Below are 9,322 nucleotides of genomic sequence, written 5' to 3'. Positions count from 1 at the left end.
GCGGCCCGGGGCTAGTCGCCCCGGTCCCAACGAGATCTCAGCCCTCGGCGCCGTCTTCGAGACGTTTCAGCAGCGTCTTCGCCGCCGTCATCTCGCCCTGACGCTTCGATCCGGCCTTCGCCGTTTCGCGCGCGCCGTTTTCCAGACGCACCTCGATGGTGAAATTTGGGGCGTGATCGGGACCGTCGCGATGGATGATCTCGTAGTGCGGCGGTGGCAGACCGCGGGCCTGCGCCCACTCCTGCAGCGCGGTTTTCGGGTCGCGCGCGTCTTCCTCGACACTGTCGAGCCGATCTTCCCAAAGCCGCAGGATCAGCACCTTCGCCGCGTCGAACCCGCCATCGAGATAGACAGCGGCGATCACCGCCTCCATCGCGTCGCCCAGCAGCGCCAACTTGCGCCGCCCGCCGGTCATCATCTCGGACCGGCCGAGCTTGAGCACCGCACCGAGGTCGATCTTGCGGGCGATATCGGCGCAGGCTTCCTTGCGCACGAGCGCGTTGAAACGCGGCGCCATCTGACCCTCGGAAGCGGCACGGTCGCCGAGGAACAAAGCCTCGGCCATCACGAGGCCCAGAACGCGGTCGCCCAGAAATTCCAGCCGCTGGTTGTCGGGCCGCGTCGGCGTGGAGATCGAGCTATGCGTCAGCGCGCGCGCGAGCAGCTCGGGCCGTTTGAACTTGTGCCCGAGGCGCTGCTCGAATGCCTTGATCTCCGCGCTTAGCTTCAATTGATCGCCTTGAAGAACCGATCCGGACGCCAGGTCCAGAAGTAGAACAGCGAGCGACCCGCCGAGGAGAACATCACCCGGTCGGCCCGGCCGATCAGGTTCTCTTTCGGGACGAAGCCGAGACCGCCCACCGATTGCGGGAAGCGGCTGTCTTCGGAGTTGTCGCGGTTGTCGCCCATGAAGAAATACATGCCCTCGGGCACGGTGTAGACGGGCGTGTTGTCCACGGGGCCGTCATTGTTGATCTGCAGAATGTCATGCGTGACGCCATTGGGCAGCGTCTCGGCATAGCGTTTCTTGATGCAGGTATCGCCCATGCCGACCGGCGAGTTCGAGCAGCGCGGCAGCAGACCCTGCGGGCCCTGCGGCTGCATGACTTCCTCGAAATCGGGCTCGGGCTTCATCTCGACGGCCTTGCCGTTGATCTGCAGCACGCCGTTGATCATCTGTATCTTGTCGCCCGGCAGGCCGATCAGACGCTTGATGAAATCGACGTTCTTGGTCGGGTGACGGAACACCACCACATCGCCGCGCTCGGGGTCGCTGGCCAGCAGGCGCCCGTCGAAGGGGCAGGCCGAGAACGGGCAGGAATAGCGCGAATAGCCATAGGCCATCTTGTTCACGAAGAGGAAGTCGCCGATCAGCAGCGTGTCCTTCATCGAGCCGGAGGGAATCCAGAAGGGCTGGAAGAACAGCGTGCGGAACACCCCCGCGATCACCAGTGCCCAGACAATCGTCTTGATCGTGTCGAGGATACCGCCCTCGGCCTTGTTCTTCGCCATTATCTCTTACCCTGCCTCAAAATTCCTTGGCCTCAATACGCGGCCTCGCGCCCGAGTCAAGAAAGCTTGCGGGCCTCGATCACGACGAAGGCCTGCGCCCAGGGGTGGTCATCGGTCAGCGTCACATGGATGACGGCCTCGTAACCCTCTGGTGTCATTTCCTTAAGCCGGTCCGCCGCCCAGCCCGTGACCTGCATCACCGGCTGTCCCGTTGGCAGATTCGTGACCGCCATATCCTTCCATGCGATGCCCATGCGCAACCCGGTTCCAAGCGCTTTGGAACAGGCCTCCTTCGCCGCCCAGCGCTTGGCATAGGTGCCCACCACATCCTTGCGTCGCTCGGCCTTGCGCTGCTCGGTCTCGGTGAAGACCCGGTTGCGGAAGCGGTCGCCGAAGCGCTCGAGCGTGCGCTCGATCCGCTCGATATTCGCGAGATCGGTGCCGATGCCGAGGATCATGGGGCGACCTCGGTGGCGATTGCGCCGGTCGCCTGATTGAGTGTCATGCGCAACTGATGCGACATCGCGTCGCCCGTGCCGTCATAGGTGGAGACCGGCAGCATGAGGCTCAACCCGGTCGCGGGATCGTAGCTGGCCGAGAGCGCCGCGAAATCGACTCCACCGAAGCCGGTGTCCTTTGCAGCCGAGATGACCCGGCATTGCCGCCCGCCGACCTCGTCATAGGGGGGCGATAGGACGAGAATATGGAACGCCGCTGCAGCCGGCTCGATCGTGTCCATCAGCGCCAGCCGCACCGCGCCATTGGCGAAAGTCGCGGTATTCTCCGACCAAGGCTCGACGATATTGTCGGCGCGCGCAGCGAAATCGCAGGGCCCGACATAGGCCGGACCTGCCTGCGCCGCGCAAGCCGCGCCAAGCAACGCACCGGTCAGCATGACGCCGCGCAGCTTCATCCCCGCGCCGCATCCATCAGCTTGCGCATATGCACGATCGCGGGCCCGAGGCCCACGAAGATCGCCTCGGAGATCAGGAAATGGCCAATGTTCAACTCGCGGATCTGCTTCATCTCGGCGATCGGCTCGACCGTCTCATAGGTCAGACCGTGGCCCGCATGCACCTCCAGCCCGAGGCTGTCGGCATAGGCCGCCCCTGCTTTCAGCGCCTCCAACTCGGCATCGCGGGCGGCGAAATCGCCCTCGTAATGCATGTCGCAGAAATGGCCGGTATGCAGCTCGATCACCTGCGCGCCGATCTTGGCGGAGGCTTCGATCTGCGCCGGATCATGACCGATGAACATCGACACGCGGATGCCCGCCTCGACGAGCGGCCCCACGTAATCGGTCAGCCGCGAGAGATCGCCCGCGACGTCCAGACCGCCTTCGGTCGTCACCTCTTCGCGCTTTTCCGGCACGATGCAGCAGGCATGGGGCAGATGGCGCAGCGCGATCTCCTGCATCTCGGGCGTCGCGGCCATCTCGAAATTCAGCGGGATGTCGAGCCCGCCGCGCAGCGCGTCGATATCGGCGTCACGGATATGGCGGCGGTCTTCGCGCAGATGCGCGGTGATTCCGTCGGCCCCGGCCTGTTCGGCCAGACGCGCGGCGCGCAGCGGGTCGGGATAGGCCGAGCCGCGGGCATTCCGCACGGTGGCCACGTGATCGATATTCACACCAAGGCGCAAAGGTTTGGGCATCGGGCTCTCCGCAATAAGTCTCGCAGGAGTATGCCTGCGCGCGCGGGCGGGGAAAAGACCTGCGATTGTATCGGTTTCAGAACGGAACGGGCGCGGTGAAAGTCATATGCATCCCGCCATCGGGATGCCGAAAGCGCAGCGTCTCGGCATGGAGCATCAGACGCTCGAACGCCTGCGCCGAGCCTTCGGCATAAAGCGGATCGCCGAGGATCGGATGGCCAAGCTCGGCCATATGCACCCTCAGCTGGTGGCTGCGCCCGGTGATCGGCATCAGCCGCACCCGCGTCGTGCCGTCCTCATGGCGCATCACCCGCCAATCGGTCTGAGCGGGGCGGCCGTTCTCGTGATCGACATGCTGGCGCGGACGGTTCGGCCAGTCGACACACAGCGGCAGATCGACCCGGCCTTCCTTCTCGGCCAACTCGCCCCAGAGCCGCGCCTGATAGGCTTTCTTCGTCTGGCGTTTCTCGAATTGCAGGCCAAGGTGGCGCTGCGCATGGGGCGTCAGCGCGAAGACCATCACGCCCGAGGTATCGGTATCGAGCCGGTGGACCAGCAGAACCTCGGGGTAAATCCCCCGCAGCCGCGCAATCAGGCAGTCGGCCTTGTCCGGCCCCTTGCCGGGCACCGAGAGCAGCCCCGCCTGTTTGTCGACCACGAGGATTTCGTGATCGGCATGAAGGATACGCGGAGCGTCCTGTGGCGGGTCATAGACGTAACTCATGCGCTGCGAGATGCACTGCGCCGCGTGTCGGGTCAAGCCTCAGGGCGATTGCGGCGGCCCCGGCTCGATCTCGTAGTAATCGCCCTTATCGGCCACGAAGATATGCTCCGCCATAGAAAGCCCCGTCGGCAGGTTGAGCGTGCCCGCCGCGATCGAGATGCGCCCCTCACCGTCCAGCCGCCAGAACACGGAGCTGCCGCAGAATTGGCAAAAGCCCCGCTCCGCCGTTTCCGAGGAGCGATACCAGCGCAGCCCGTCGCGGTTGATCAGCGCAAGCTGATGGTCATCGATTTGCGAGGAGGCCCAGATATGGCCGGAGGTTTTGCGGCATTGGCTGCAATGGCAGGCCAGCACGGGCCGCATGTCGCCCGCGACCTCGTAGCTGACCGCCCCGCAGAGGCACGCGCCGGTATGTTTCATGGCTTCCTCACAAATGTCCGAACACGTCTTTCAGAATCCTCTCCAGCGCCGCGGCATCCGCTTCGGTGAAGGCGTCGGGCTGGTCGCTGTCGATATCGAGCACCGCGATGATACCACGCTGCGCATGGACCGGGATCACCAGTTCCGAGCGGGTGGAACTTGCGCAGGCGATATGGCCCGGGAAGGCCTCGACATCGGGCACGAGCTGCGTCGCCCCCTCGCGCGCCGCCGCCCCGCAGACCCCGCGCGAAAACGGGATCACGAGGCAACCATGCCCGCCCTGATAGGGGCCGATCTTCAGCAGTTCCGGCTCGGTGACCCGGTAGAACCCGGTCCAGTCGAAGCGGTCATCCGCGTGATGGATTTCGCAGGCCAGCGTCGCCATCAGCGCGACCTCGTCGGTCTCGCCTTCGGTCAGCGCGGCGATGCGTTTCGCCAGATCATCGTAATCCACGCTCATACCCGTTCGATCGCGATGGCCGTGCCCTCGCCCCCACCGATACAGATCGCAGCCACGCCGCGCTTGAGATCGGCCTTTTCCAGCGCATTGAGCAGAGTCACGATGATCCGCGCACCCGACGCGCCGATCGGATGGCCAAGCGCACAGGCGCCGCCATTCACATTCACCTTGTCATGCGAGATGCCCAGCTTGTGCATGAAGGCCATCGGCACGACCGCGAAGGCCTCGTTGACCTCCCACAGATCGACGTCATCGACCGTCCAGCCGAGCTTCTTCAGCAGCTTCTCCGCCGCCGGAACCGGCGCCGTCGGGAAATCGGCAGGCGCCTGAGCATGGCTCGCATGGCCCAGAATGCGGGCGCGGATCGGCAGGCCCTCGGCCTTCGCCGCAGCCTCCGAGGCCAGCACCAGCGCCGCAGCCCCATCCGAGATCGAGGACGAATTCGCCGCCGTCACCGTGCCGTCCTTGCGGAAGGCGGGCTTGAGATGCGGGATTTTGTCGGGGCGCGCATTGCCCGGCTGCTCGTCGATGGAAACCACCGTCTCGCCCTTGCGGGTCTTCACGGTCACCGGCGCGATCTCACCCGCGAAAGCCCCGGATTTCTCTGCGGCAACGGCACGGTTCAGCGACGCCATCGCGTAATCGTCCTGCGCCTCGCGGGTGAATTGAAACGCCTGCGCACAATCCTCCGCGAAGGTGCCCATCAGACGCCCCTTGTCATAGGCGTCCTCCAGCCCGTCGAGGAACATGTGATCGAGCGCCTGCGCATGGCCGAGCCTCGCCCCCGCGCGCATCTTCGGCAGCATGTAGGGCGCGTTGGTCATGCTCTCCATGCCGCCCGCGACCATCACCCCAGTCTGGCCGAGCGCAATCTGGTCATAGGCCACCATCGCCGCTTTCATGCCCGAACCGCACATCTTGTTCAGCGTCGTCGCGGGCACCTCCTCGCCAAGGCCCGCCGCGAAGCCTGCCTGCCGTGCGGGCGCCTGCCCCTGACCTGCGGGCAGCACACAGCCCATCAGCACTTCCTCGATCCGCGCAGGCGCGACGCCCGCACCTTCCATCGCCGCCTTGATGGCGGTCCCGCCCAGTTCCGACGCGGGCACACCCGCAAACACGCCCTGCATTCCGCCCATCGGCGTGCGCGAGGCTCCGACGATCACCACGTTTTCCATGATACCCTCCAAAATTCTGTCCCACGGATACCGAATGGTAAGCATTGCCGTCTAGCCTTCCCGTCAGATCAACCGTGGGAGTCGGACATGAACCTCACTGCCGAAGCGCTGGAAGGCGCGCTTGTCGTCCATCTGGCCGAGGCGCGGCTGGATGCTGCCATCGCGATCCGGTTCAAGGAAAGAATGCGCGATGTGACCGTGCAACCGGCGGCGCGGGTGCTGCTGGACCTCTCCAGGGTGGAGTTTCTCGACAGTTCCGGGCTGGGTGCGGTGGTGGCGGTGATGAAATCGCTCGCGCCAAACCGACAGCTGGAGCTTTGCGGGCTGACGCCGAATGTCGCGAAGGTGTTCCGCCTGACCCGCATGGATTCGGTGCTGCCGATCCACGCCGACCTCGAAGGCGCGCTGGGGGAGGGCCGGAAATATGCGTGAGCGTGTGAGACCGAAATCACCCCCCAGCACCCCGCGCCCAAGCCCGCACCCGCAGCAGACGGAAGTGCGGGTCTTCAACCTCAGCTTCGCGGCGACACCGATCGCGGTGCGCGACGCGCTGCGGGCCGCCGTGGCGCGTTTCATCCGTCTGATGACCGAGGAAGAGGCCGGGACGCTGGAATTGATTCTCGCGGAGATCCTCAACAACATCGTTGAGCATGGCTACGGCGATAGCGGAAAAGGCACGATCTCGCTCTCCATCGCGCGCGACGGTAAGGGGCTCACCTGTTCGGTCAGCGACGATGGGGTCGCGCTGCCTCCGGCCTGCCTCGACCTGGAAGACCGCGACCCGGAGCGGCCCGACCCGACCAGCCTGCCCGAAGGCGGTTTCGGCTGGTTCCTGATCCGCGATCTTGCGACCGATCTGGGATACCACCGCGAGGAGGGGCGCAATCTACTCGCCTTCCGCATGCCGCTAGACCCGATCGAGATGCGACAGGCGGGATAAGCCCCCTGCCCGACTTGTGGCTTTGCGCCATGCCCGGCGCGGTTCAGTTCAGTTGGAATTGCAGCCGGTAGGAGCCATTGCCGAATTCGCCGAAGAGATCCTCGAGATCGGGATGGCTTACCGGCTCGCCGGAGAAATCCGCGACGAGGTTCTGCTCGGACACATAGGCCACGTAATAGCTTTCGTCGTTCTCGGCGAGCAGGTGGTAATAGGGCTGATCCTTGGACGGGCGCGATTCCTCGGGGATCGCGTCATACCATTCCTGCGAGTTGGAGAAGATCGCATCGACATCGAACACCACCCCGCGGAACGGGTGGTTGCGATGCCGCACCACTTGGCCGATGTGATATTTCGCGTGCGTGGTATGCATATCTATCCTCATACCTTAATTCTAAATCGTGAAACCGCTCAGGTCCACGTTTTCGCCTCATTTCCGCCGGAAACAGATTGTCCGATTCGTCGCGACAGTCCGCTGATCCTGTGCGTTTCCCGGTTTTCGAACGGGCCAATTACGCATAGACTGACAAAAAACAAGGCCGTCAGAGCAAAGAAGAGCAGCTATGAAGAAATACCTCGCCCTCGGCGTAGTGCTTGCGGTGGCCGCCTGCGGAGGCGGACCGTCCAAGCCCCCGCGCAATCTTGATGACGCCTGCGCGATCATCAAAGAACGCCCGCAATACTTCAACGCCATGCGCCGGACGGAGGCCCGCTGGGGCGTTCCTGTCGCCGTGCAGATGGCCACGATCCACCAGGAAAGCAAGTTTGACGGCAATGCGAAGACGCCGCAGCGCTTCGCGCTCGGGATCATCCCGTTGGGCCGTCAAAGCTCCGCCTATGGCTACAGCCAAGCCCTGGACGGCACCTGGGATGAGTATCGCGAAGATACCCATCGCTTCGGTGCAAGGCGCAACCGCATCTCGGATGCCACCGACTTCATGGGCTGGTACATGGACGGCACGCAGAAGAAGCTCGGCATCTCCAAGGCCGACGCGCGCAACCAGTATCTGGCCTATCACGAAGGGCGCGGCGGCTATTCGCGCGGGTCACACCGGTCGAAATCCTGGCTTCTCGCCGTGGCCGACCGCGTCGCGTCCCGCGCGCAGATGTACGAAATCCAACTGCAATCCTGCCGGCGCTGAGAAATCAGCGCCGCTGGGCCAACGCCTGATCGATGGAGAACATCGACGTGGCGAAGTTGCCGCCCTTTTGCAGGTTGTTCAGGATCGTCGTGGTCTTCTCGCCCGACTGGTTGGTGATCACCCACTGGCGCAGCTCGACCGGCCCGTCGGTGAAGACCAGCTGAATATTCCCGTATTCGGGATGCTGCGGATCCTGCGCGGTCACGATCGTCTTCGGCCCGTCCGTCGTGTAGCCCACGACCATACCATTGCGGTTCAGGTCGATATTGCGGCCCAGGATCAGGTTCAGCGGCGTCTTCACCAGCGGATATTGCTCCGGCGGCTGGTTCGATTTCGGATCGAACACCGCAACCCGGTTGGCCGAGGCCAGCACCAACGTCTTGTCGTTATTGTACTGGAAGCGCGCCCGACCAGGCCGCTTGATGAACAGCTTGCCGGTCGAGATAGACCCGTCTGAATTGACCTGCGTGAAATCCGCCGAGGCGGAGGTCAGCGAGTTCAGATAGGACGATATCTGATTCAGCGAGACTTTCCCGGCCGAGGCCGGAAGGGCGAGCGCCAGCGTGAAGATCGCGGCGAGCAGGATGCGGATCTGTTTCATGACCATAGATTTAGGCACTCCTTGCGAAAGCGGAAGTCCCGCCGTAACGCGCCAATCGCGCTGCGGGTCCGTCTTGAGCGCATTTGCGCCTAACAGGGGATGTCATTCAATAACAGCGCCCCCGTATCCGATCACGGCGCCCGGCTGTCGTCCCGAGTAAGAGCCCCCTGAAACGCAAAGCGCCCCGAGGTCTCCCCCGGGGCGCGTCGCATTTCTGATTGTGACCGGCTTACTGCTGCTCGGGCACGAGGATTTCGCGCTTCCCGACATGGTTGGCCGAGGACACGATGCCCTGATCCTCCATCTGCTCCACGAGGCGCGCGGCCTTGTTATAGCCGATGCCCAGCTTGCGCTGGATGTAGGAGGTCGAGCATTTGCGATCCTTTATCACGATGCCCACCGCCTGATCGTAGAGCGCATCCTCGCCGCCGGTATTGCCGCCGGTGTTGAGGCCGAGCACCGCGTCGATATCGCTCGCCGTATCGTCATCGGGGCCTTCGACCACGCCCGACATGTATTCCGGCGGACCGAAGCTCTTGAGGTGGTTGACGATTTCCTCGACTTCCTCGTCGGACACGAACGGCCCGTGGCAACGGGTGATCTTGCCGCCGCCTGCCATGTAGAGCATGTCGCCCATGCCCAGAAGCTGCTCGGCGCCCTGTTCGCCCAGGATCGTCCGGCTGTCGATCTTCGAAGTG

At 64.0% G+C, this 9,322-nt stretch carries 15 protein-coding genes; 3 read left to right on the top strand and 12 right to left on the bottom strand.

All coding sequences use genetic code 11. The features are described 5' to 3' along the window. Positions 1-37: 37 nt before the first annotated feature. From rnc to B3D39_RS06715, 9 genes are all read right to left on the bottom strand, one after another. The gene (rnc, locus tag B3D39_RS06755; RefSeq protein ID WP_274961942.1) at positions 38-730 is read right to left on the bottom strand and encodes a ribonuclease III; all 693 of its coding nucleotides are present in this window, start codon (positions 728-730) and stop codon (positions 38-40) included. After that, positions 727-1,512, bottom strand: a complete 786-nt coding sequence (gene lepB / locus B3D39_RS06750; RefSeq protein ID WP_093477024.1) for a signal peptidase I — start codon at positions 1,510-1,512, stop codon at positions 727-729. Before lepB ends, rnc begins: the two co-directional genes overlap by 4 nt. Positions 1,513-1,568: 56 nt before the next feature. Next, positions 1,569-1,970 (bottom strand): holo-ACP synthase, encoded by a 402-nt coding sequence (acpS, locus tag B3D39_RS06745; RefSeq protein WP_274961943.1) that lies wholly within the window; start codon positions 1,968-1,970, stop codon positions 1,569-1,571. After that, a complete protein-coding gene (locus B3D39_RS06740) occupies positions 1,967-2,425 on the bottom strand; it encodes a hypothetical protein (protein WP_274961944.1) in 459 nt (152 codons plus the stop codon). Before B3D39_RS06740 ends, acpS begins: the two co-directional genes overlap by 4 nt. Then, entirely contained in the window at positions 2,422-3,165 is a 744-nt protein-coding gene (locus tag B3D39_RS06735; RefSeq protein WP_274961945.1) for a pyridoxine 5'-phosphate synthase, read from the bottom strand. The genes B3D39_RS06740 and B3D39_RS06735 overlap by 4 nt, the downstream gene beginning before the upstream one ends. Before the next feature lie 76 nt (positions 3,166-3,241). After that, positions 3,242-3,889 carry an RluA family pseudouridine synthase gene (locus B3D39_RS06730; protein WP_274961946.1) on the bottom strand — a complete coding sequence of 216 codons (648 nt, stop codon included), beginning with the start codon at positions 3,887-3,889 and terminating at the stop codon, positions 3,242-3,244. 39 nt (positions 3,890-3,928) lie between these two features. Further along, entirely contained in the window at positions 3,929-4,309 is a 381-nt protein-coding gene (locus tag B3D39_RS06725; RefSeq protein WP_274961947.1) for a GFA family protein, read from the bottom strand. Positions 4,310-4,316: 7 nt separating this feature from the next. After that, positions 4,317-4,769, bottom strand: coding sequence for a GAF domain-containing protein (locus tag B3D39_RS06720; protein ID WP_274961948.1), 453 nt, complete (start codon positions 4,767-4,769; stop codon positions 4,317-4,319). After that, entirely contained in the window at positions 4,766-5,944 is a 1,179-nt protein-coding gene (locus tag B3D39_RS06715; protein ID WP_274961949.1) for a thiolase family protein, read from the bottom strand. The genes B3D39_RS06720 and B3D39_RS06715 overlap by 4 nt, the downstream gene beginning before the upstream one ends. Positions 5,945-6,031: 87 nt before the next feature. Here B3D39_RS06715 and B3D39_RS06710 point away from each other — a divergent pair, with 87 nt between their 5' ends. Both B3D39_RS06710 and B3D39_RS06705 read left to right on the top strand, forming a co-directional pair. Then, positions 6,032-6,376, top strand: a complete 345-nt coding sequence (locus tag B3D39_RS06710; RefSeq protein WP_274961950.1) for an STAS domain-containing protein — start codon at positions 6,032-6,034, stop codon at positions 6,374-6,376. A 64-nt stretch (positions 6,377-6,440) separates the two neighbouring features. Next, positions 6,441-6,884: an ATP-binding protein gene (locus B3D39_RS06705; protein WP_166741317.1), complete on the top strand. Its 444-nt coding sequence runs from the start codon at positions 6,441-6,443 to the stop codon at positions 6,882-6,884. Between the two features lie 43 nt (positions 6,885-6,927). Here B3D39_RS06705 and hspQ read toward each other — a convergent pair whose 3' ends face one another. Further along, entirely contained in the window at positions 6,928-7,254 is a 327-nt protein-coding gene (gene hspQ, locus B3D39_RS06700) for a heat shock protein HspQ (protein WP_078521487.1), read from the bottom strand. Between the two features lie 190 nt (positions 7,255-7,444). Here hspQ and B3D39_RS06695 point away from each other — a divergent pair, with 190 nt between their 5' ends. After that, on the top strand, positions 7,445-8,023 hold the full coding sequence (locus tag B3D39_RS06695) for a lytic transglycosylase (RefSeq protein WP_078542536.1): 579 nt from the start codon (positions 7,445-7,447) through the stop codon (positions 8,021-8,023). 4 nt (positions 8,024-8,027) lie between these two features. Here the strand turns inward: B3D39_RS06695 and B3D39_RS06690 are convergent, their stop codons facing one another. Beyond that, positions 8,028-8,624, bottom strand: a complete 597-nt coding sequence (locus tag B3D39_RS06690; protein ID WP_078542610.1) for a LolA family protein — start codon at positions 8,622-8,624, stop codon at positions 8,028-8,030. A gap of 229 nt (positions 8,625-8,853) precedes the next feature. Next, positions 8,854-9,322 (bottom strand): DNA translocase FtsK (locus B3D39_RS06685; protein ID WP_286789533.1); only part of this gene is annotated, 469 nt, incomplete at its 5' end.

Source organism: Thioclava sp. UBA3469, from assembly GCF_002378135.1.
In the GTDB taxonomy this organism is placed as follows: Bacteria; Pseudomonadota; Alphaproteobacteria; order Rhodobacterales; family Rhodobacteraceae; genus Thioclava; species Thioclava sediminum.
This window is presented reverse-complemented; position numbering and strand designations above follow the sequence as displayed.

What these genes read in the sequence shown, in the direction of transcription:
- lepB (WP_093477024.1), bottom strand. Translation starts at nt 1,512, where the DNA reads ATGGCGAAGAACAAGGCCGAGGGCGGTATCCTCGACACGATCAAGACG.
- acpS (WP_274961943.1), bottom strand. Translation starts at nt 1,970, where the DNA reads ATGATCCTCGGCATCGGCACCGATCTCGCGAATATCGAGCGGATCGAG.
- B3D39_RS06740 (WP_274961944.1), bottom strand. Translation starts at nt 2,425, where the DNA reads ATGAAGCTGCGCGGCGTCATGCTGACCGGTGCGTTGCTTGGCGCGGCT.
- B3D39_RS06735 (WP_274961945.1), bottom strand. Translation starts at nt 3,165, where the DNA reads ATGCCCAAACCTTTGCGCCTTGGTGTGAATATCGATCACGTGGCCACC.
- B3D39_RS06730 (WP_274961946.1), bottom strand. Translation starts at nt 3,889, where the DNA reads ATGAGTTACGTCTATGACCCGCCACAGGACGCTCCGCGTATCCTTCAT.
- B3D39_RS06725 (WP_274961947.1), bottom strand. Translation starts at nt 4,309, where the DNA reads ATGAAACATACCGGCGCGTGCCTCTGCGGGGCGGTCAGCTACGAGGTC.
- B3D39_RS06720 (WP_274961948.1), bottom strand. Translation starts at nt 4,769, where the DNA reads ATGAGCGTGGATTACGATGATCTGGCGAAACGCATCGCCGCGCTGACC.
- B3D39_RS06715 (WP_274961949.1), bottom strand. Translation starts at nt 5,944, where the DNA reads ATGGAAAACGTGGTGATCGTCGGAGCCTCGCGCACGCCGATGGGCGGA.
- B3D39_RS06710 (WP_274961950.1), top strand. Translation starts at nt 6,032, where the DNA reads ATGAACCTCACTGCCGAAGCGCTGGAAGGCGCGCTTGTCGTCCATCTG.
- hspQ (WP_078521487.1), bottom strand. Translation starts at nt 7,254, where the DNA reads ATGCATACCACGCACGCGAAATATCACATCGGCCAAGTGGTGCGGCAT.
- B3D39_RS06695 (WP_078542536.1), top strand. Translation starts at nt 7,445, where the DNA reads ATGAAGAAATACCTCGCCCTCGGCGTAGTGCTTGCGGTGGCCGCCTGC.
- B3D39_RS06690 (WP_078542610.1), bottom strand. Translation starts at nt 8,624, where the DNA reads ATGAAACAGATCCGCATCCTGCTCGCCGCGATCTTCACGCTGGCGCTC.